Origin of the sequence: Streptomyces sp. ISL-87, assembly GCF_018614095.1 — a bacterium.
Classification (GTDB): domain Bacteria; phylum Actinomycetota; class Actinomycetes; order Streptomycetales; family Streptomycetaceae; genus Streptomyces.
On sequence record NZ_JAGGOY010000145.1, the window covers coordinates 19,361 to 39,824 of the forward strand.

Annotated in this window: 19 protein-coding genes and 1 pseudogene; 5 read left to right on the forward strand and 15 right to left on the reverse strand. The window is 70.1% G+C overall.

Annotated features, from left to right (window positions below; translation table 11 throughout):
• Nucleotides 1-37 precede the first annotated feature (37 nt).
• Nucleotides 38-1,261 (forward strand): fumarylacetoacetase, encoded by a 1,224-nt coding sequence (fahA, locus tag J7I97_RS37095; protein ID WP_214944501.1) that lies wholly within the window; start codon nt 38-40, stop codon nt 1,259-1,261.
• Here the strand turns inward: fahA and J7I97_RS37100 are convergent.
• Entirely contained in the window at nt 1,258-1,446 is a 189-nt protein-coding gene (locus J7I97_RS37100) for a hypothetical protein (RefSeq protein ID WP_214944503.1), read from the reverse strand. The genes fahA and J7I97_RS37100 overlap by 4 nt on opposite strands.
• Before the next feature lie 88 nt (nt 1,447-1,534).
• Between J7I97_RS37100 and J7I97_RS37105 the strand changes: the two are divergent.
• A pseudogene (locus J7I97_RS37105) lies at nt 1,535-1,786 on the forward strand (Uma2 family endonuclease); the annotation flags it as partial.
• A 65-nt stretch (nt 1,787-1,851) separates the two neighbouring features.
• Here J7I97_RS37105 and nuoN read toward each other — a convergent pair.
• Genes nuoN through J7I97_RS37175 form a run of 14 tightly spaced genes read right to left on the reverse strand, consistent with a single transcriptional unit; the run spans nt 1,852 to nt 17,785 of the window.
• Nucleotides 1,852-3,498: an NADH-quinone oxidoreductase subunit NuoN gene (nuoN, locus tag J7I97_RS37110; RefSeq protein ID WP_374195544.1), complete on the reverse strand. Its 1,647-nt coding sequence runs from the start codon at nt 3,496-3,498 to the stop codon at nt 1,852-1,854.
• Nucleotides 3,499-3,503: 5 nt separating this feature from the next.
• Entirely contained in the window at nt 3,504-5,132 is a 1,629-nt protein-coding gene (locus J7I97_RS37115; protein WP_214944507.1) for an NADH-quinone oxidoreductase subunit M, read from the reverse strand.
• Between the two features lies 1 nt (nt 5,133).
• A complete protein-coding gene (gene nuoL / locus J7I97_RS37120; RefSeq protein ID WP_214944509.1) occupies nt 5,134-7,074 on the reverse strand; it encodes an NADH-quinone oxidoreductase subunit L in 1,941 nt (646 codons plus the stop codon).
• 12 nt (nt 7,075-7,086) lie between these two features.
• Complete coding sequence (gene nuoK / locus J7I97_RS37125) at nt 7,087-7,386, reverse strand: NADH-quinone oxidoreductase subunit NuoK (RefSeq protein ID WP_214944511.1); 300 nt, start codon at nt 7,384-7,386, stop codon at nt 7,087-7,089.
• Nucleotides 7,383-8,186 carry an NADH-quinone oxidoreductase subunit J gene (locus J7I97_RS37130; protein ID WP_214944513.1) on the reverse strand — a complete coding sequence of 268 codons (804 nt, stop codon included), beginning with the start codon at nt 8,184-8,186 and terminating at the stop codon, nt 7,383-7,385. The genes nuoK and J7I97_RS37130 overlap by 4 nt, the downstream gene beginning before the upstream one ends.
• Entirely contained in the window at nt 8,183-8,818 is a 636-nt protein-coding gene (nuoI, locus tag J7I97_RS37135) for an NADH-quinone oxidoreductase subunit NuoI (RefSeq protein WP_214944515.1), read from the reverse strand. The genes J7I97_RS37130 and nuoI overlap by 4 nt, the downstream gene beginning before the upstream one ends.
• Nucleotides 8,811-10,181 carry an NADH-quinone oxidoreductase subunit NuoH gene (gene nuoH, locus J7I97_RS37140; protein WP_214944517.1) on the reverse strand — a complete coding sequence of 457 codons (1,371 nt, stop codon included), beginning with the start codon at nt 10,179-10,181 and terminating at the stop codon, nt 8,811-8,813. The genes nuoI and nuoH overlap by 8 nt, the downstream gene beginning before the upstream one ends.
• A complete protein-coding gene (locus J7I97_RS37145; RefSeq protein WP_214944519.1) occupies nt 10,178-12,727 on the reverse strand; it encodes an NADH-quinone oxidoreductase subunit G in 2,550 nt (849 codons plus the stop codon). The genes nuoH and J7I97_RS37145 overlap by 4 nt, the downstream gene beginning before the upstream one ends.
• The gene (nuoF, locus tag J7I97_RS37150; RefSeq protein WP_214944521.1) at nt 12,724-14,073 is read right to left on the reverse strand and encodes an NADH-quinone oxidoreductase subunit NuoF; all 1,350 of its coding nucleotides are present in this window, start codon (nt 14,071-14,073) and stop codon (nt 12,724-12,726) included. The genes J7I97_RS37145 and nuoF overlap by 4 nt, the downstream gene beginning before the upstream one ends.
• Complete coding sequence (gene nuoE, locus J7I97_RS37155) at nt 14,070-14,816, reverse strand: NADH-quinone oxidoreductase subunit NuoE (protein ID WP_214944523.1); 747 nt, start codon at nt 14,814-14,816, stop codon at nt 14,070-14,072. The genes nuoF and nuoE overlap by 4 nt, the downstream gene beginning before the upstream one ends.
• The gene (locus J7I97_RS37160) at nt 14,813-16,138 is read right to left on the reverse strand and encodes an NADH-quinone oxidoreductase subunit D (protein ID WP_214944525.1); all 1,326 of its coding nucleotides are present in this window, start codon (nt 16,136-16,138) and stop codon (nt 14,813-14,815) included. Before J7I97_RS37160 ends, nuoE begins: the two co-directional genes overlap by 4 nt.
• Entirely contained in the window at nt 16,138-16,860 is a 723-nt protein-coding gene (locus tag J7I97_RS37165; protein WP_214944527.1) for an NADH-quinone oxidoreductase subunit C, read from the reverse strand. Before J7I97_RS37165 ends, J7I97_RS37160 begins: the two co-directional genes overlap by 1 nt.
• Nucleotides 16,857-17,411, reverse strand: a complete 555-nt coding sequence (locus tag J7I97_RS37170; RefSeq protein WP_007265818.1) for an NADH-quinone oxidoreductase subunit B family protein — start codon at nt 17,409-17,411, stop codon at nt 16,857-16,859. Before J7I97_RS37170 ends, J7I97_RS37165 begins: the two co-directional genes overlap by 4 nt.
• Before the next feature lie 14 nt (nt 17,412-17,425).
• Entirely contained in the window at nt 17,426-17,785 is a 360-nt protein-coding gene (locus tag J7I97_RS37175; protein WP_008738438.1) for an NADH-quinone oxidoreductase subunit A, read from the reverse strand.
• Between the two features lie 777 nt (nt 17,786-18,562).
• Between J7I97_RS37175 and J7I97_RS37180 the strand changes: the two genes are divergently transcribed.
• From J7I97_RS37180 to J7I97_RS37190, 3 genes are all read left to right on the forward strand, one after another.
• Complete coding sequence (locus J7I97_RS37180) at nt 18,563-19,423, forward strand: C40 family peptidase (RefSeq protein WP_214944529.1); 861 nt, start codon at nt 18,563-18,565, stop codon at nt 19,421-19,423.
• A 194-nt stretch (nt 19,424-19,617) separates the two neighbouring features.
• A complete protein-coding gene (locus tag J7I97_RS37185) occupies nt 19,618-19,926 on the forward strand; it encodes a hypothetical protein (RefSeq protein WP_214944531.1) in 309 nt (102 codons plus the stop codon).
• Between the two features lie 59 nt (nt 19,927-19,985).
• A complete protein-coding gene (locus tag J7I97_RS37190) occupies nt 19,986-20,369 on the forward strand; it encodes a hypothetical protein (RefSeq protein ID WP_214944534.1) in 384 nt (127 codons plus the stop codon).
• Nucleotides 20,370-20,464: the final 95 nt, after the last annotated feature.

Here is a 20,464-nt window from a genome sequence, read left to right on the forward strand (position 1 = left end):
ACACCCCCGGGCCGCATCGAAAGCGAGGCAGTACCCCATGCCCCAGCAGAGCCCCCTCGATGTTCCCGAGGGCGACCCGTTCGGGCCGCACAACCTCCCCTACGGCGTGTTCTCCACACCGGAGGACCCGCGCCACCGGATCGGTGTGCGGATCGGCGGGTACGTGCTCGACGCCGGGGCGGCCGCGGCCGCGCTCGGGTCCCCGTACGCCGGACTGCTCGGGCAGCCCTCGCTGAACCCCCTGCTCGCCGCCGGCCGCACCGCCTGGCGGGACGTGCGCCGCGCACTGACCGCCTGGGTCACCGACCCCGGCCACCGGGGGACCGTCGAGCCGCACCTCACGCCCCTCGACGCCGTCACCCTGCACCTCCCGTACGAGGTCGCCGACTACGTCGACTTCTACGCGAGCGAGCACCACGCCACCAACGTCGGCAAGATGTTCCGGCCCGACGGGGACGCGCTCACCCCCAACTGGAAGCACCTGCCCATCGGTTACCACGGCCGCTCCGGCACCGTCGTGGTGTCCGGCACCGACGTCGTACGCCCCTCCGGGCAGCGCAAGGCCCCCACCGACCCGGCGCCGGTCTTCGGCCCGTCCGTGAAGCTCGACATCGAGGCCGAGGTCGGCTTCGTCGTCGGCGCCCCCTCCGAGCTGGGCCGACCGGTGGGCCTGGGTGAGTTCGAGGACCACGTCTTCGGCCTGTTCCTGCTCAACGACTGGTCCGCGCGGGACATCCAGGCCTGGGAGTACGTGCCGCTCGGCCCCTTCCTCGGCAAGTCCTTCGCCACCTCCGTCTCCGCCTGGGTCACCCCGCTGGAGGCCCTGGACGCGGCCCGCGTCGCCCCGCCCGCCCGGGACTTCCCGCTCCTGCCGTACCTCGACGATGCCGGCGCCGAGACGCCCGGCGGCTTCGACCTGCACATCAGCGTCTCCATCAACGGGCAGGAGGTGGCCCGGCCGCCGTTCGCGTCGATGTACTGGACCGCCGCCCAGCAGCTGGCCCACATGACGGTCAACGGCGCGTCCCTCCGTACCGGCGACGTGTTCGGCTCCGGCACCGTCAGCGGCCCGGAGGTCGGCCAGCGCGGTTCCCTCCTGGAGCTGACCTGGAACGGCCGCGACGCCATCGAGCTCGCCGACGGCAAGCGCACCTTCCTGGAGGACGGCGACACGGTCACCATGACCGCCTGGGCCCCCGGCGCCGACGGCGCCCGCGTGGGCCTCGGCGAGGTCACCGGCCGCATTGTGGGATCCCGCTAATCCTGCCCCTTGGGACGGCCGGCTCCGGCGGGGCCGGGGCCGAGGACCGGGACGGGGCCGAGGACCGGGACGGGGACGAGGACGAGGACGAGGACGAGGACGGGGCCGGAAGCCCCGTCCGCCCCGTCGCCCGTGGAGCCCGCCCACGTGGCGGCCCTGGAGGCCCGAGGTGATGCTGCTCGCATGCCTCCTCGTACCGCCAAGCTCGCCGGCCGGCCCGGGCGCCCTCGGCTGCCCCCACTGCCTGCCCGGCACCCACCCGCCCGCCGGCCCGTGGTCTCCCCGGAGTCGGTCGAGCGCGACCGGGAGACGAAACCCGTCACATACGCCCGCGCCAAGATCCCGCACTTCTGGCGGGTGGATAACAAGGAGGGACGGGCCGTGGTCTACGTCTACGAACTCGACCCGGCCACCAAGGCGTACGTGGCCACCGGCATCTTCCACGACCGCCTGAAGGTCTCCGTCCCCTTCCCCATCGACCTCGACCTCACAGAGATCACGCCCAAACGCCGCGGCGCGGAGTAGGACGGCAGACGAGTCAGGCCCGGCCCCCCGAAGGGAGCCGGGCCCTGACACGTACCCAGTGACGGCTACCGCACGAACGTACTCGCCTGCCCCGCCAGGTCCAGGAAGTACTGCGGCGCCACACCCAGCACCAGCGTGACCGCAACGCCCACCGCGATGGTGGTCATCGTCAGCGGCGACGGCACGGCCACCGTCGGGCCGTCGGCCTTCGGCTCGCTGAAGAACATCAGCACGATCACCCGGATGTAGAAGAACGCGGCGATCGCGGACGAGATCACACCGACCACGACCAGCGCACCGGCCCCGCCCTCCGCCGCCGCCTTGAACACGGCGAACTTTCCGGCGAAGCCGGACGTCAGCGGGATGCCGGCGAAGGCCAGCAGGAACACCGCGAAGACTGCCGCCGTCAGCGGCGAACGCCGTCCCAGTCCGGCCCACTTGGACAGGTGCGTGGCCTCCCCGCCCGCGTCGCGCACCAGCGTGACCACCGCGAAGGCGCCGATCGTCACGAACGAGTACGCGCCCAGGTAGAAGAGGACGGACTTGACGCCCTCCGCCGAGGTGGCGATCACACCGGCCAGGATGAACCCCGCGTGCGCGATCGAGGAGTAGGCCAGCAGCCGCTTCACATCCGTCTGGGTCACGGCGATCACCGCGCCCGCCAGCATGGTCACGATCGCCACGGCCCACATCACCGGCCGCCAGTCCCAGCGCAGCCCCGGCAGGACCACGTACAGCAGACGCAGGAGGGCGCCGAAGGCGGCCACCTTCGTCGCCGCCGCCATGAAGCCCGTCACCGGGGTCGGCGCACCCTGGTAGACGTCCGGGGTCCACATGTGGAAGGGGACCGCGCCGACCTTGAACAGCAGGCCCATCAGGATCAGCGCGCCGCCGATCAGCAGCAGCGCGTCGTTGCCCATGGTGTCGGCCAGCGCCGGGTCGATCTGCTGGACCGTGCCGTTCACCACGTCCGCGATCACCGCGTACGAGACGGAGCCGGCGTACCCGTAGACCAGCGCGATGCCGAAGAGGAGGAACGCGGAGGAGAACGCGCCCAGCAGGAAGTACTTGACCGCGGCCTCCTGCGACATCAGCCGCTGGCGGCGGGCGACGGCGCAGAGCAGGTACAGCGGGAGGGAGAAGACCTCCAGGGCCACGAACAGCGTCAGCAGGTCGTTCGCCGCCGGGAAGATCAGCATCCCGGAGATCGCGAACAGCGCCAGCGGGAAGACCTCGGTGGTGGTGAAGCCCGCCTTGACGGCGGCCTTCTCGCTCTCGCTGCCCGGTACGGAGGCCGCCTGGGCGGCGAACGAGTCCACCCGGTTGCCGTGCGCGGCCGGGTCGAGGCGCCGCTCGGCGAAGGTGAAGACCGCGACGATCGAGGCCAGCAGGATGGTGCCCTGGAGGAACAGCGCCGGGCCGTCCACGGCGATGGCGCCCATCGCCGCGATGTGCGCCTTGCTGCTCCCGTACCCGCCGGCCGCGAGGCCGACGACCGCCGCGAAGGCCGAGGCCAGCGCGGCGACTGCCAGGAACACCTGGACGTAGTACCGGGCCTTGCGCGGTACGAAGGCCTCCACGAGGACGCCCAGGACGGCCGCGCCCACCACGATCAGCGTGGGTGCGAGCTGCCCGTACTCGATGTGCGGGGCCGGGATCCGGTCCACCGGATCGGCGGCCGCCAGTGTCAACAGGCCCTGGGCAGCAGTCAATGTGCTCACTTCGCCGCCTCCCCATTCTTGGCGGGCACGGCCTCGACAGCCACCTCGGGCTTCGGGTCCGTCCGCTTCACGTCGGACATGGTGTGCTGCACCGCCGGGTTGACGATCTCGGTCAGCGGCTTGGGGTAGATACCCAGCCCGATCAGCAGCGCGATCAGCGGGGCGACCACCAGCACCTCCCGCAGGCGCAGGTCCGGCATCGCGCGGACCTCCTCCTTCACGGGGCCGGTCATGGTGCGCTGGTAGAGCACCAGGGTGTAGAGCGCGGCCAGCACGATGCCGAAGGTGGCGATGACGCCGGCCACCGGATACCGGGCGAACGTGCCGACCAGGACCAGGAATTCACTGACGAAGGGCGCGAGGCCCGGCAGTGACAGGGTGGCGAGGCCGCCGATCAGGAAGGTGCCGGCCAGGACCGGGGCCACCTTCTGCACGCCGCCGTAGTCGGCGATGAGCCGCGAGCCGCGCCGGGAGATCAGGAAGCCGGCGACCAGCATCAGCGCCGCCGTCGACAGCCCGTGGTTGACCATGTAGAGGGTCGCGCCCGACTGGCCCTGGGAGGTCATCGCGAAGATGCCCAGGATGATGAAGCCGAAGTGCGAGATCGAGGCGTAGGCGACCAGCCGCTTGATGTCCCGCTGCCCGACCGCGAGCAGCGCGCCGTAGACGATGCTGATCAGGGCCAGGACCAGGATCACCGGCGTGGCCCACTTGCTGGCCTCCGGGAACAGCCCCAGGCAGAAGCGGAGCATCGCGAAGGTGCCGACCTTGTCGACCACCGCGGTGATCAGTACGGCGACCGGTGCGGTGGCCTCGCCCATCGCGTTCGGCAGCCAGGTGTGCAGCGGCCACAGCGGGGCCTTCACCGCGAAGGCGAAGAAGAAGCCGAGGAAGAGGAGACGCTCGGTGTTGGTCGCCATGTCGAGCGTGCCCGCGGCGCGGGCGGCGGTGATCTCCTGGAGCGAGAAGCTCCCGGCGACCACGTACAGCCCGATGACCGCGGCCAGCATGATCAGGCCGCCCGCCAGGTTGTAGAGGAGGAACTTGACCGCCGCGTACGAGCGCTGCGCGGCCGCGTTCTCGTCCGGCCCGCCCGCCGCGTCAGCGGCAGATCGGGAGGAAGTGGCGCGGTCCCCGAAGCCGCCGATGAGGAAGTACATCGGGATGAGCATGGCTTCGAAGAAGATGTAGAAGAGGAAGACGTCGGTGGCCTCGAAGGAGATGACCACCATCGCCTCGACCAGCAGGATCAGGGCGAAGAAGCCCTGCGTCGGCCGCCAGCGCTGACTCTTGTTCTCCAGCGGGTCCGCGTCGTGCCAGCCGGCCAGAATGATGAACGGCATCAGAACGGCGGTGAGCGCGATGAGCGCCACCCCGATGCCGTCGACTCCGAGTTCGTACCGGACGCCGAAGTCGGCGATCCAGGCGTGGGATTCGGTGAGCTGGTAGCGGCCGCCACCGGGCTCGAAACGGACCGCGACGAGCACGGCCAGGGCCAGTGTCGCCAGCGAGAAGAGCAGGGCGAGCCACTTGGCGGCGGTCCTGCGGGCGGCCGGTACGGCCGCCGTCAGGACCGCGCCGGCCGCGGGGACCGCGGCCGTCACCGTCAGAAGCGGGAAACTCATCTCACACCGCCCTCATCAGCAGGGTCGCGGCGATCAGGATCGCCGTGCCCCCGAACATCGAGACCGCGTAGCTGCGGGCGTAGCCGTTCTGCAGCTTGCGCAGCCGGCCCGACAGTCCGCCGACCGAGGCGGCCGTCCCGTTGACCACCCCGTCGACCAGGCTGTGGTCGACGTACACGAGCGAGCGGGTCAGGTGCTCCCCGCCGCGCACCAGCACGACGTGGTTGAAGTCGTCCTGGAGCAGGTCCCGCCGGGCCGCCCGGGTGAGGAGCGAGCCGCGCGGGGCGACCACCGGGACGGGCTTGCGGCCGTACTGCATGTACGCGATGCCCACGCCGATGAGCATGACCACGACCGTCGAGGCGGTGATGGCCCCGGCGCCGATGGGCGGGTGGCCGTGCTCGAACGAGGTGACCGGTTCCAGCCACTTCACGAACACCTCGTTGAGGCTGAGGAGCCCGCCGGCGAAGACCGACCCGAAGGCCAGCACGATCATCGGGATCGTCATGGACTTCGAGGACTCGTGCGGGTGCGGCATCTCCCCGGGGTGCGCCTCGGCGCCGGGCTCGACGCTGGGCGTCTTGTCCGGGTCGGGGGCCGGCTGCCAGCGCTTCTCACCGAAGAAGGTGAGGACCATGACCCTGGTCATGTAGTACGCCGTGATGCCCGCGCCCAGCAGGGTGACCGCGCCGAGGATCCAGCCCTCGGTGCCGCCCTTGGCGAAGGCCGCCTCGATGATCTTGTCCTTGGACCAGAAGCCCGACAGGCCCGGGAAGCCGATGATGGCGAGGTAGCCGAGGCCGAAGGTCACGAAGGTGACCGGCATGTACTTGCGCAGACCGCCGTAGCGCCGCATGTCCACCTCGTCGTTCATCCCGTGCATCACGGAACCCGCGCCGAGGAAGAGGCCGGCCTTGAAGAAGCCGTGCGTCACCAGGTGCATGATCGCGAAGGCGTACCCGATGGGGCCGAGGCCCGCCGCCAGGATCATGTAGCCGATCTGGGACATCGTGGAGCCCGCGAGGGCCTTCTTGATGTCGTCCTTCGCACAACCGACGATCGCACCGAAGAGGAGCGTCACCGCGCCGACCGCGACCACCGCGGTCTGCGCGTCCGGCGCGGCGTTGAAGATCGCCCCGGACCGGGTGATGAGGTACACGCCGGCGGTGACCATGGTGGCCGCGTGGATCAGGGCCGAGACCGGGGTCGGGCCCTCCATCGCGTCACCGAGCCAGGACTGGAGCGGTACCTGGGCCGACTTACCGCACGCGGCCAGCAGCAGCATCAGGCCGATGGCCGTCAGCTTGCCCTCGGAGGTCTCCCCCACCGCGCCGAGCACCGGCCCGAAGGTGAAGGTCCCGAAGGTGGTGAACATCAGCATGATGGCGATCGACAGGCCCATGTCGCCGACCCGGTTGACCAGGAAGGCCTTCTTCGCGGCGGTGGCCGCGCTGGGCTTGTGCTGCCAGAACCCGATGAGCAGGTACGAGGCCAGGCCCACGCCCTCCCACCCGACGTACAGCAGCAGGTAGTTGTCCGCGACGACCAGCAGCAGCATCGCCGCGAGGAACAGGTTCAGGTAGCCGAAGAAGCGGCGGCGGCGCTCGTCGTGCTCCATGTACCCGATCGAGTACACGTGGATGAGCGTGCCCACCCCGGTGATGAGCAGGACGAAGGTCATCGACAGCTGGTCGAGCTGGAAGGCGATGTCGGCCTGGAATCCCTCCACCGAAATCCAGCTGAACAGCCGCTGGTGGAGGGCTCGGTCCTCGGCGCCGCGCCCCAGCATGTCCGCGAACAGGGCCGCGCCGATGCCGAAGGAGGCGGCGGCGAGCAGGGTGCCGAGCCAGTGGCCGGCCTTGTCGAGGCGCCGGCCGCCGCACAGCAGCACCGCCGCTCCGAGCAGGGGGGCCGCTACCAGCAGCGCAATCAGATTCTCCACTGTGAGCGCCCCTTACAGCTTCATCAGGCTGGCGTCGTCGACCGAGGCCGAGTGGCGGGTACGGAACAGCGACACGATGATCGCGAGGCCCACCACGACCTCCGCGGCGGCGACGACCATCGTGAAGAACGCGATGATCTGACCGTCGAGGTTGCCGTGCATCCGGGAGAAGGTGACGAAGGCGAGGTTGCAGGCGTTGAGCATCAGCTCGACGCACATGAACAGCACGATCGCGTTCCGCCGGATAAGCACTCCGGACGCCCCGATGGTGAACAGCAGGGCGGCCAGGTACAGGTAGTTGACCGGATTCACTTCGAGGCCTCCTCACGGCCGAGGCGCTCCGCCGACCGCTGCTCCAGCGCCTTCAGGTCGTCCAGCGCCTCGCTGGAGACGTCCCGGATCTGGCCGCGGGAGCGCAGCGTCTTGCTGACGGTCAGCTCGGACGGGGTGCCGTCCGGCAGCAGGCCGGCGACGTCCACCGCGTTGTGCCGGGCGTAGACACCGGGGGCGGGCAGCGGCGGGAGCTGGACGCCCTCGCGTACGCGCCGCTCGGCGAGCTCGCGCTGGGTGGCGGCCCGCTCGGTGCGCTCGCGGTGGGTGAGCACCATCGCGCCGACGGCCGCGGTGATCAGCAGCGCGCCGGTGATCTCGAAGGCGAACACGTACTTGGTGAAGATCAGCTCCGCCAGGCCCTCCACGTGGCCGCCGGAGTTAACCCGGCCGAGCCCGTTGAAGTGGGTGAGCCCCGCGTTGCCGATGCCGGCGATCAGCAGGGTGCCGAAGCCGAGCGCGCACAGCACGGCCAGCCAGCGCTGGCCCTTGAGCGTCTCCTTGAGCGAGTCCGCGGCGGTGACGCCGACGAGCATGACCACGAAGAGGAAGAGCATCATGATCGCGCCGGTGTAGACGATGATCTGGACGACGCCCAGGAAGTACGCCCCGTTGGCGAGGTAGAAGACCGCCAGGACGATCATCGTCCCGGCCAGGCACAGGGCGCTGTGGACGGCCTTCTTCATCAGGATGGTGCACAGCGCGCCGATCACGGCGACCGTGCCGAGTACCCAGAACTGGACGGCCTCCGCCGTGGAGGCGGCCGCGGCGAGCGTGCTCACGCGTCCACCTCCTCGGACGCGGCCGGGGATTCGCCGTTCTCCGGGGCGGTTTCGCCCCTGACCGGCCCACCCTTGCTTGGCGCGACCTGCCGGACCGTGCCGGGAGCCGCCCCGGCCACCAGACCGCGGTAGTAGTCCTGGTCGTCCGTGCCCGGGTACATCGCGTGCGGGGCCTCGACCATGCCCTCGGTCAGACCGGCGAGCAGCTGCTCCTTGGTGTAGATGAGCGACTCGCGGCTGACGTCGGCCAGTTCGAACTCGTTCGTCATCGTCAGCGCCCGCGTCGGGCACGCCTCGATGCACAGCCCGCACAGGATGCAGCGGGCGTAGTTGATCTGGTAGACCGCGCCGTACCGCTCGCCCGGGGAGTAGCGCTCCTCCTCGGTGTTGTCCGCGCCCTCCACATAGATCGCGTCGGCGGGGCAGGCCCAGGCGCACAGCTCGCACCCGATGCACTTCTCCAGACCGTCCGGGTGGCGGTTGAGCTGGTGCCGTCCGTGGAAGCGCGGAGCGGTGGTCTTCTGCTGCTCCGGGTACTGCTCGGTGAGGCGCTTCTTGAACATGGCCTTGAAGGTCACGCCGAAGCCGGCCACCGGGTTCTGCCACTTCTCGTTCTGGTCGGCGTCAGACATTCTCAGCACCCTCCTCTCGGTCACTGTCAGTATTCGCTCCGCCACTGACAATCAGCTCCCGCTCGGTGCGAGGCCGTCGGCGCGGTACGGGTGCCAGGTGCTGGCCGGGCTTGGGCGGTACGGGGAAGCCGCCCGCCAGCGGGTCGAACTCCGCGGCCGCTCCGGCCTTTGCGGCCTCCTGGGCGGCCGCCTTCTCCTTCTTGTCGCGGAAGAGATCGGCGACGAAGGACAGCAGCAGGATCGCGATGACCCCACCGCCGACGTAGAGCACGATCTCCTGGAAGTCGTAGTTCTCGTTCCGCAGGGCGCGCACGGTGGCGACCAGCATCAGCCAGACCACGGAGACGGGGATCAGGACCTTCCAGCCGAGCTTCATCAGCTGGTCGTAGCGCACGCGGGGCAGCGTGCCGCGGAGCCAGATGAAGAAGAACAGCAGCAGCTGGACCTTGATGACGAACCAGAGCATCGGCCACCAGCCGTGGTTCGCGCCCTCCCAGTACGTGGAGATCGGCGCCGGGGCCCGCCAGCCGCCGAGGAAGAGGGTGACCGAGACCGCCGAGACGGTGACCATGTTGACGTACTCGGCCAGCATGAACAGCGCGAACTTGATCGACGAGTACTCGGTGTTGAAGCCGCCGACCAGGTCGCCCTCGGACTCCGGCATGTCGAAGGGGGCGCGGTTCGTCTCGCCGACCATCGTGATGACGTAGATGATGAACGAGACCGGCAGCAGGATGATGTACCAGCGGTCCGCCTGCGCCTCCACGATCTTCGAGGTCGACATCGACCCGGAGTAGAGGAAGACCGAGGCGAAGGCCGCGCCCATCGCGATCTCGTACGAGATCATCTGCGCGCAGGAGCGCAGGCCGCCGAGCAGCGGGTACGTCGAGCCGGACGACCAGCCCGCCAGCACGATGCCGTAGATGCCGACCGAGGCGACCGCGAGGATGTAGAGCATCGCGATCGGCAGGTCGGTCAGCTGCATCGTGGTGCGCTGCCCGAAGATGGACACCTCGTCGCCCGGGGGGCCGAAGGGGATCACCGCGATGGCCATGAAGGCCGGGATCGCCGCGACGATCGGAGCCAGGACGTACACCACCTTGTCGGCCCGCTTGACGATGATGTCTTCCTTGAGCATCAGCTTCACGCCGTCGGCGAGCGACTGGAGCATGCCCCAGGGGCCGTGCCGGTTGGGGCCGATGCGCAGCTGCATCCAGGCGACGACCTTGCGCTCCCACACGATGGAGAAGAGCACGGTCACCATCAGGAAGGCGAAGCAGAAGACCGCCTTGATGACGACGAGCCACCAGACGTCCCTGCCGAACAGGGAGAGGTCCTCGGCGGCAAGCTGTACCGCGTTCACGCGCCCACCTCCGCAGTGGTGTCGCCCGCGCCGGCCGGGGTCGCCGGGCCGATGCGGACCAGGTTGCCCGGGCGGGCTCCGGTGTCGGCGAGGACGCCGGAGCCGGTGGAGTTCAGCGGGAGCCAGACCACGCGGTCGGGCATCTCGGTGATCCGGAGCGGGAGTTCCACGGAGCCGGCCGGGCCGGTGACCGCGAGGACGTCGCCGTTCTTGACGCCCGTCTCGGCGGCCGTGGCGGCCGACAGGCGGGCGCTGGCCTCGTGCCGGGTGCCGGCCAGGGCGTCGTCGCCGTCCTGGAGGCGGCCCTGGTCGAGGAGGAGCCGGTGGCCCGCGAGGACCGCCTCGCCGACGCCCGGACGGGGCAGCGGCACGGTGTCCGTGGACTGCTCGGACGCCCGCTCCCCGGCCCACTGGCCGAGCCGGTCGAGCTCCCGGCGTACGGCGTGTACGTCGGGCAGCGCGATCGGCCGGTCGGCGGCGTCGGCCAGCATGTGCAGCACGCGGGCGTCGGCCGGGGCGAGCCGGCGGGTCATCTGGTCGGGCTTGAGGGCCGCCTCGAACGGGCGGAGCCTGCCCTCCCAGTTGATGAACGCGCCCGCCTTCTCGGCCACCGCGGCGACCGGGAAGACCACGTCCGCGTGGGCGGTGACCTCGGTGGGCCGCAGTTCCAGGGAGACCACGAAGGCCTCCTCGAGGGCGACCCGCGCCCGGGCCGGGTCCGGCAGGTCCGCGACCTCGACACCCGCGACCAGCAGGGCGGAGAGCTCGCGTCCGGCGGCGGCCTCGATGATCTGTCCGGTGTCGCGGCCGTAGCGGTGCGGCAGTTCGTCCAGGTCCCAGGCGGTGGCGACCTCGTCGCGGGCCCGCGGATCGGTGGCCGGGCGGGCGCCGGGCAGCAGGGACGGCAGCGCGCCCGCCTCGACGGCGGCCCGCTCCCCGGCCCGGCGCGGGATCCACACCAGCTTCGCGCCGGTCGCGGCGGCCGCCCGTACGGCGGCGGTCAGCGCACCGGGCACCGCCGCGAGGCGCTCCCCTACGACGATGACCGCGCCGCTCTCGCGCAGCGCGTCGGCGGCCGCGTGGCCGCCCTGCTCCAGCCCGGGCCGGGAGGCCAGGCCCTCTCCGGACAACGCCGTCAGCCACTCGGGCTCGGTGCCGGGGGCGGACGCCAGCAGGGTGCCGCCCGCCTTCTCCAGGCCCCGGGTGGCGAAGGGGGCGAGGGCGAAGGTCCGCTGCTTGTGCTTGCGGTGGGCCTTGCGCAGCCGCAGGAAGACGCCGGGTGCCTCCTCCTCCGCCTCGATGCCGACGAGCAGCACCGCGGGCGCCGCCTCCAGCGCGGAATACGTCAGCCCCTTGCCGTCGAGGTCCTTGCCGGTCCCCGCCACGGTGGCGGCCAGGAACTCGGCCTCCTCCGCGCTGTGGATCCGGGCCCGGAAGTCGATGTCGTTGGTGTCCAGCACGACGCGGGCGAACTTGGCGTACGCGTAGGCGTCCTCGACGGTGAGCCGGCCGCCGGTGAGGACCCCGGCCCGGCCGCGCGCGGCGGCGAGCCCGGCGGCCGCGGCCTCCAGGGCCTCGGGCCAGCTCGCCGGCTCCAGGGTCCCGGCGGCGTTGCGCACCAGCGGGGTGGTGAGCCGGTCCGGGCGCTGCGCGTAGCGGAACCCGAAGCGGCCCTTGTCGCAGATCCACTCCTCGTTGACCTCGGGGTCCTCCGCGGCCAGCCGGCGCAGCACCTTGCCGCGGCGGTGGTCGGTCCGGGTCGCGCAGCCGCCCGCGCAGTGCTCGCACACGCTCGGGGAGGAGACGAGGTCGAACGGGCGGGAGCGGAACCGGTAGGCGGCCGAGGTGAGGGCGCCGACGGGGCAGATCTGGATGGTGTTGCCGGAGAAGTACGACTCGAAGGGGTCGCCCTCGCCGATGCCGACCTGCTGGAGCGCGCCGCGTTCCAGGAGCTCGATCATCGGGTCGCCGGCCACCTGGGTGGAGAACCGGGTGCAGCGCGCGCACAGCACGCACCGCTCGCGGTCGAGCAGCACCTGGGTGGAGATCGCCACCGGCTTCTCGTAGGTCCGCTTCTTACCGTCGAAACGGGAGTCGGACTGGCCGTGGGACATGGCCTGGTTCTGCAGCGGGCACTCGCCGCCCTTGTCGCAGACGGGGCAGTCCAGCGGGTGGTTGATGAGCAGCAGCTCCATCACCCCGCGCTGGGACTTCTCGGCGACCGGGGAGGTGAGCTGAGTCTTGACGACCATGCCGTCGGTGCAGGTGATGGTGCAGGAGGCCATCGGCTTGCGCTGGCCCTCGACCTCGACGATGCACTGGCGGCAGGCGCCGACCGGGTCGAGGAGGGGGTGGTCGCAGAACCGGGGGATCTCGATGCCGATCTGCTCGGCGGCCCGGATGACCAGGGTCCCCTTGGGCACCGACAGTTCGATGCCGTCGATGGTCAGGGACACCGTGTTCTCGGGGTTCCCGGGGTTCCCGGGGTTGTTGGACGGCCCCGCGGCCTCGCCGCCACCGGCGGGAGCGTTGGTGGTGACGGTCATGCGTTCACCTCCGTGTCAGCCCAGAGGGTCGACTTCTTGGGGTCGAAGGGGCAGCCCTTGCCCGTGATGTGCTGCTCGTACTCCGAGCGGAAGTACTTGAGCGAGGAGAAGATCGGGCTGGCCGCGCCGTCGCCGAGCGCGCAGAAGGACTTGCCGTTGATGTTGTCGGCGATGTCGTTCAGCTTGTCGAGGTCGGACATCAAGCCCTTGCCCGCCTCGATGTCGCGAAGCAGCTGGACCAGCCAGTAGGTGCCTTCGCGGCAGGGGGTGCACTTGCCGCAGGACTCGTGGGCGTAGAACTCGGTCCAGCGGGTCACCGCCCGGACCACGCAGGTCGTCTCGTCGAAGCACTGGAGTGCCTTGGTGCCGAGCATCGACCCGGCCGCGCCCACGCCCTCGTAGTCGAGCGGGACGTCGAGGTGCTCGTCCGTGAACATCGGGGTGGAGGAGCCGCCGGGAGTCCAGAACTTCAGCCGGTGCCCGGGGCGCATCCCGCCGCTCATGTCGAGCAGCTGGCGCAGGGTGATGCCGAGCGGGGCCTCGTACTGGCCGGGGCCGGAGACGTGCCCGGAGAGCGAATACAGCGTGAAGCCGGGGGACTTCTCGGTCCCCATCGCCTTGAACCAGTCCTTGCCCCTGTTCAGGATCGAGGGAACCGAGGCGATGGACTCGACGTTGTTGACGACAGTGGGGCACGCGTAGAGCCCCTCCACGGCAGGGAAGGGAGGACGCAGCCGGGGCTGACCGCGCCGGCCTTCGAGGGAGTCGAGCAGCGCCGTCTCCTCGCCGCAGATGTACGCGCCCGCTCCCGCGTGCACCGTGATGTCGAGCTTCAGCCCGCTCCCCAGGATGTTCTCGCCGAGGTAGCCGGCCTCGTACGCCTCACGCACCGCCTCGTGCAGGCGCCGCAGCACCGGCACGACCTCACCGCGCAGGTAGATGAAGGCGTGCTCCGACCGGATCGCGTAGCAGGCAATGATCATTCCCTCGATGAGGGAATGCGGGTTGGCGAAGAGAAGGGGGATGTCCTTGCAGGTTCCCGGCTCCGACTCGTCCGCGTTCACGACGAGGTAGTGCGGCTTTCCGTCGCCCTGCGGGATGAACTGCCACTTCATTCCGGTGGGGAAGCCCGCGCCGCCGCGCCCGCGCAGACCCGAGTCCTTCACGTACGCGATGAGGTCGTCCGGGGTCATCGCGAGCGCCTTGCGCAGGCCCTCGTACCCCTCGTGGCGCCGGTAGGTCTCCAGCGTCCACGACTGCGGCTCGTCCCAGAAGGCCGACAGCACGGGTGCCAGCAGCTTCTCGGGCGCGCCGTTCTCGTGCATCTCCGCGGTCACGGTCATCACTCCCCCTCCTCGGTGGCAGCCGCGGCCTCGCCACGCGGGTGCACGACCTTGCCGTGCTGCGGGGACTCGCCGCGGGCGATACGCAGGCCGATGAGGGAGGCCGGGCCGGCGCCGCCGGTCGCCTCCACGGCTCCCGCGCGCTCGTCCGGGAAACCGGCCAGGATCCGGGCGGTCTCCTTGTACGTGCACAGCGGTGCGCCCCGCGTCGGCTGGACCGGGCGGCCGGCCAGCAGGTCGTCCACCATGGCCTTGGCGGACTCGGGGGTCTGGTTGTCGAAGAACTCCCAGTTGACCATCACCACGGGGGCGTAGTCGCAGGCCGCGTTGCACTCGATGTGCTCCAGCGTGACCTTGCCGTCCGGGGTGGTCTCGTTGTTGCCGACCCCGAGGTGCTCCTTGAGCTCCTCGAAGATGGCGTCGCCGCCCATCACCGCGCACAGCGTGTTCGTGCAGACGCCCACCTGGTAGTCGCCGGAGGGACCTCGCCGGTACATCGTGTAGAAGGTGGCGACGGCGGTGACCTCGGCGGTGGTCAGGCCCAGCGTCTCGGCGCAGAACCGGATGCCGGTGCGCGAGACGTAGCCCTCCTCCGCCTGCGTCAGGTGCAGCAGCGGCAGCAGCGCGGAGCGGCTGTCGGGGTAGCGGGCGATGACGTCGGCGGCGTCGGCCGCCAGCCGCTCGCGTACCTCCGCCGGGTAGTCGGGGGCGGGCAGCTGGGGCATGCCCAGCGAGATCTCTGTCATCGGTCGACGCCTCCCATCACGGGGTCGATGGAGGCGACGGCGACGATGACGTCGGCGACCTGGCCGCCCTCGCACATCGCTGCCATGGCCTGGAGGTTGGTGAAGGACGGGTCGCGGAAGTGGACCCGGTAGGGGCGGGTGCCGCCGTCGGAGACGACGTGGACGCCGAGCTCGCCCTTGGGGGATTCGACGGCCGCGTACACCTGGCCGGCCGGTACCCGGAAGCCCTCGGTCACCAGCTTGAAGTGGTGGATGAGGGCCTCCATGGAGGTGCCCATGATGTTCCTGATGTGGTCCAGCGAGTTGCCGAGCCCGTCCGGGCCCATCGCGAGCTGCGCCGGCCAGGCGATCTTCTTGTCGGCGACCATCACCGGGCCCGGCTCCAGCCGCTCCAGGCACTGCTCGACGATCCGCAGCGACTGGCGCATCTCCTCCAGGCGGATCAGGAACCGCCCGTAGGCGTCGCAGCTCTCGGTGGTCGGCACGTCGAACTCGTAGTTCTCGTAGCCGCAGTACGGGTCCGACTTGCGCAGGTCGTGCGGCAGGCCCGCCGAGCGCAGGATCGGGCCCGTGGCGCCCAGCGCCATGCAGCCGGTGAGGTCGAGGTAGCCGACGTCCTGCATGCGGGCCTTGAAGATGGGGTTGCCGGTGGCGAGCTTGTCGTACTCCGGCAGGTTCTTCTTCATGGTCTTGATCAAGTCGCGCAGCTGGTCGACGGCGCCCGGGGGCAGGTCCAGGGCGAGGCCGCCGGGGCGGACGAACGCGTGGTTCATCCGCAGGCCGGTGATCAGCTCGAAGACGTCGAGGATCAGCTCGCGGTCGCGGAAGCCGTAGATCATGATCGTGGTCGCGCCCAGCTCCATACCGCCGGTGGCGATGCACACCAGGTGGGAGGAGAGCCGGTTGAGCTCCATCAGCAGGACGCGGATGACGGTGGCGCGGTCCGGGATCTGGTCCGTGATGCCGAGCAGCCTCTCGACACCCAGGCAGTACGCCGTCTCGTTGAAGAACGGCGTCAGGTAGTCCATGCGCGTCACGAAGGTGGTGCCCTGCGTCCAATTCCGGTATTCGAGGTTCTTCTCGATGCCGGTGTGCAGGTAGCCGATGCCGCAGCGGGCCTCGGTGACGGTCTCGCCGTCGATCTCCAGGATCAGGCGGAGCACTCCGTGGGTGGACGGGTGCTGGGGACCCATGTTGACGACGATCCGCTCGTCGTCCGCGCGGGCCGCCGACTGGACGATCTCGTCCCAGTCGCCGCCGGTGACGGTGTAGACGAGGCCTTCGGTGGTCTCCCGGGAGGAGGCGTGGTTTGACGTGGACATCAGCTGTACGACCTCCGCTGGTCGGGAGCCGGGATCTGGGCGCCCTTGTACTCGATGGGGATGCCGCCGAGCGGGTAGTCCTTGCGCTGCGGGAAGCCCTGCCAGTCGTCCGGCATCATGATCCGGGTGAGGGCGGGGTGCCCGTCGAAGATCAGGCCGAAGAAGTCGTACGTCTCGCGCTCGTGCCAGTCGTTGGTCGGGTAGACGGAGACGAGCGACGGGAGGTGCGGGTCGCCGTCCGGGACGGACACCTCCAGCCGCACCACCCGGCCGTGAGTGATCGAGCGCAGGTGGTACACGGCGTGCAGCTCGCGGCCCTTGTCGTGGGGGAAGTGCACCCCGGAGACGCCGGTGCAGAGCTCGAAGCGCAGGGCCGGGTCGTCGCGCAGGGTGGAGGCCACCCGCACCAGGTGCTCGCGGGCGATGTGGAAGGTGAGCTCGCCCCGGTCGACCACCGTCTTCTCGATGGCGTTCGCGGGGACCAGCTCCTGCTCCTCCAGGGCGCCTTCGAGCTCGTCGGCCACCTCGTCGAAGTAGGAGCCGTAGGGGCGGCTCGTCGCCCCGGGCAGGGCCACGGTGCGCACGAGGCCGCCGTAGCCGCTGGTGTCGCCGCCGTTCGCGGCGCCGAACATGCCCTTGCGGACGCCGATCACCTCGGGGCCGGCGGACCCCCTCGGGGCAGGAACGTTGTTCCCGTTGTCGGGAGTGGTGCTCTCGCTCACCGGAGGAGCCCCTTCATCTCAATGGTGGGGAGGGCCTTGAGGGCCGCCTCCTCCGCCTCGCGCGCCGCCTCTTCCCGGTTCACGCCGAGCTTGGAGCCCTGGATCTTCTGGTGGAGCTTGAGGATCGCGTCCATCAGCATCTCGGGGCGGGGCGGGCAGCCGGGGAGGTAGATGTCCACCGGAACGATGTGATCGACGCCCTGGACAATCGCGTAGTTATTGAACATTCCGCCTGATGAGGCGCAAACACCCATAGAAATGACCCACTTGGGAGCGGGCATCTGGTCGTACACCTGCCGCAGCACCGGCGCCATCTTCTGGCTGACCCGGCCGGCCACGATCATCAGATCGGCCTGGCGCGGGGAGCCGCGGAAGACCTCCATGCCGAAGCGGGCCAGGTCGTACCGGCCCGCTCCGGTGGTCATCATCTCGATGGCGCAGCACGCGAGGCCGAAGGTGGCCGGGAAGACGGATGACTTGCGCACCCAGCCCGCGGCCTGTTCGACGGTGGTCAGCAGAAAGCCGCTCGGCAGCTTCTCTTCCAGTCCCATGGAAATTCAGCCCCTCAGTCCCATTCCAGGCCGCCGCGGCGCCAGACGTAGGCGTAGGCGACGAAGACGGTGAGCACGAAGAGCAGCATCTCGACGAGCCCGAAGATCCCCAGGGAGTCGAAGGTGACGGCCCAGGGGTAGAGGAAGACAACCTCGATGTCGAAGACGATGAAGAGCATCGCCGTCAGGTAGTACTTGATGGGGAAGCGACCGCCGCCGGCCGGCACCGGAGTGGGCTCGATGCCGCACTCGTACGCTTCGAGCTTTGCCCGGTTGTACCGTTTTGGACCGATCAGCGTGGCCATGACCACGGAGAAGATCGCAAACCCTGCGCCGAGGGCGCCGAGCACGAGGATGGGCGCGTACGCATTCACGCTCCTCGCTCCTTCCAGTCGTCCTTGACCGTTGGACCGCTGCGCCGGCGCCACGTGCCCCGCCTCGCGAAGATCACCCCACCGGGGGGATCGCATGTGAGGCAGTTCACAAGCCGGACTGCTGCGCATCCTATGCCTGCCGGTCTGTGATCTGCGACACGGGTAACAACACCGAGTTTGTGATCTCCACCACCTGACGAACGATCATGAAGTCCGATGAGCCGTGATCTTCATACGCGAAGCATCCACATGATCACCAAAGGTGACATCCGGGCGCGTTATCGCAGGTGGAGGGCGTGGGCCACTATCAAACGATGGCCAGTGCAGGCAAATTGGCATTCACTGCGGGAGCAGTGGTAAGGGGATCCGCGTCGCCCGGTCGAGGGAGCCCCCGAGTACGGGAGTGGACGCGGACGGGCGGGGGACGGAGGCGAGCGGAGGGTGTGCATCCGTTCACGAGCCGCGCGACTCCCTCACAGAGAGGTCACGGACTGGCCACAGCGTCCGTACAGCGTGACGTTCCTGTGACCTGCGCCACTCGGGATTCATTCCGCAAAAAGAGGGCTTGGCCATGAGTCCGCGGGGATGGTAGGCAGCAGATCAATTCGGACTTATTGCAGAAAACCCATGATCACAGCCCTGTGACGCCGTGTCCGTTTCGCCCGTTACGGCGTCAATAAGACGCGCGGCGCGCCCGGTTAGTCCCCTTCGCGCGCAACTGTGGCGCAGACCACGTTTCTTGAAGGGAACCGCAACCCCCTGATAGCGGTTGTACTCATGTCCCACACCGCTCACATACCCAGCCACCGGAAGCCCCGCCGCAGCGCCTCGAAGCTCGCGGTCCGCGCCGGAGTTGCCGGTGGCGTCCTCAGCACCCTGGCCATGGCCGGCACGGCGAGCGCGTCCCCCGCCGCCGAGCCCGTGACCGAGACGACCCTCGAAATGCCGGTCCTCGAACTGGACCTGGCAGCCGACGTCGCCACCGCCGTCACCACGGCCGCCGAGAACACCCGTGCCGCCGCCCTGGAAGGCGAGCTGAACGCCCAGGAGGAGAGCGCCCGTACGGGAGCCGCCGCCGAGGCGAAGCAGGCCAAGGAAGAGGCCCAGGAGAAGGCCGACGCCGAGAAGAAGGAGCAGGAGGAGGCGGACCGCAAGGCCGCGGCCGAGCGCGCCACCCGCAGCTCCGCCCGCACCTCGCTGACCAGCACCTCCGCCTCCGGCTCCGGTTCGGGCTCGGCCATCGCGCCGTCCAAGAGCTCTTCCGGCTCCAGCACCCCGGCCACCGGCTCCGCCGCGGCCATCGTGAACTTCGTCCGGGCGCAGGTCGGCAAGCCGTACGTCATGGGCGGCACCGGCATGTCCTCGTTCGACTGCTCCGGTCTCGTCCAGGCCGCCTACCGCCAGGCCGGCGTCACGCTGCCGCGCATGTCGCAGGACCAGTCCGCGAAGGGCTCCTCGGTCTCCCTGAACGCCCTCCAGCCGGGCGACATCCTGTACTGGGGCTCCCGCGGCAGCGCCTACCACGTCGCCATTTACGTCGGCGGCGGCAAGTTCGTGGGCGCCCAGAACCCCAGCACGGGTATCGTCGAGCGCTCCCTGAGCTACGACATGCCGACGGGCGCCGTTCGCGTCCTCTGAGCCGTCTGAAAGCCAGCATTGGGCCGGTACTCCCCCGCTCGGGGGTGGAGTACCGGCCCTTTCGCGTCGGGGAGAACTCCGCGACCGGCCTTTCCCTGACGGCATGCGGCGGCTTCACGGAACCCAGGGCAAGCGACAGCCCGCCGCCCACCACCGAGGAAATCGCTTACTTGGACTGCCTGAAGGAGCAGGGCGTGACCATCGTGCGGACGGATTCGGGGATGCCGCGCGAGGACAAGTCGAAGCCCCGGAACGAAGTGGCGCACGAGGCCTGTGAGTCGATGCTCCCGCCGCGGCGTTCGCCCGATCCGGCCAGTCCCGGGCAGCTCGCGGCCGCGCGGCAGCAGTCCGAGTGCCTGCGGGCCGAGGGCGTCTCCTGGTACCCGGATCCGGACCCGGTCACCGCCGAGGTCGACGAGACCGAGGGGGGCACGCCCGAGCAGTGGTCCTCGCTCAAGCGGGACTACGTCGAAGCCCTGCGGAAGTGCCGGCCGGCGAGGTGACCGGACCTGCGAAGATGGGGGCGCGCGCCCGCCCGATTCACCCCAGGAGGTGGTGATCCGTGATCACCAAGGCGTACGAGCAGCAGGGTCCCGGCGACCCGACCGCCCTCCCGGCCGCCGCCGGGCTGGCCCTCCTCGCGGTCGGCGGCTGGCTGCTGAACACCGCCCGCCCCTGGCAAAAGCCCGGGCACCCCGTCACGCTCGGCCTCAGCTGGACCGCCTCGGCGGCGCTGATGGTGTGCGGGGTGGTGCTGCTGGCCCGGTGTATACGCGCGGTGCACGGCACGCAGAGCCCGTACGGGGGCTCGTACCGGCGCTCCCACGAAACCTCGTACGGGACCTCGCGCGGGACCTCGCGCGGGACCTCGTACGAAGCCCCGCGCGGCGGCGGGAACGACGAGACGGGCCGAGGCGGGGAGGCCCCGCCTCAGCCCGCCCGGTAGCACCGTCAGGCCTTCGGGGCCACCTTGATTCCATCGAGGTAGCGGTGATTCACGGGATACCCCGCGCCAGGCCTGGCGGACCGGTGGCGATTACA

What these genes read in the sequence shown, in the direction of transcription:
- nuoE (WP_214944523.1), bottom strand. Translation starts at nt 14,816, where the DNA reads ATGACAGAGATCTCGCTGGGCATGCCCCAGCTGCCCGCCCCCGACTAC.
- J7I97_RS37180 (WP_214944529.1), top strand. Translation starts at nt 18,563, where the DNA reads ATGTCCCACACCGCTCACATACCCAGCCACCGGAAGCCCCGCCGCAGC.
- J7I97_RS37170 (WP_007265818.1), bottom strand. Translation starts at nt 17,411, where the DNA reads ATGGGACTGGAAGAGAAGCTGCCGAGCGGCTTTCTGCTGACCACCGTC.
- nuoI (WP_214944515.1), bottom strand. Translation starts at nt 8,818, where the DNA reads ATGTCTGACGCCGACCAGAACGAGAAGTGGCAGAACCCGGTGGCCGGC.
- J7I97_RS37100 (WP_214944503.1), bottom strand. Translation starts at nt 1,446, where the DNA reads ATGCGAGCAGCATCACCTCGGGCCTCCAGGGCCGCCACGTGGGCGGGC.
- J7I97_RS37115 (WP_214944507.1), bottom strand. Translation starts at nt 5,132, where the DNA reads ATGAGTTTCCCGCTTCTGACGGTGACGGCCGCGGTCCCCGCGGCCGGC.
- J7I97_RS37160 (WP_214944525.1), bottom strand. Translation starts at nt 16,138, where the DNA reads ATGTCCACGTCAAACCACGCCTCCTCCCGGGAGACCACCGAAGGCCTC.
- fahA (WP_214944501.1), top strand. Translation starts at nt 38, where the DNA reads ATGCCCCAGCAGAGCCCCCTCGATGTTCCCGAGGGCGACCCGTTCGGG.
- J7I97_RS37145 (WP_214944519.1), bottom strand. Translation starts at nt 12,727, where the DNA reads ATGACCGTCACCACCAACGCTCCCGCCGGTGGCGGCGAGGCCGCGGGG.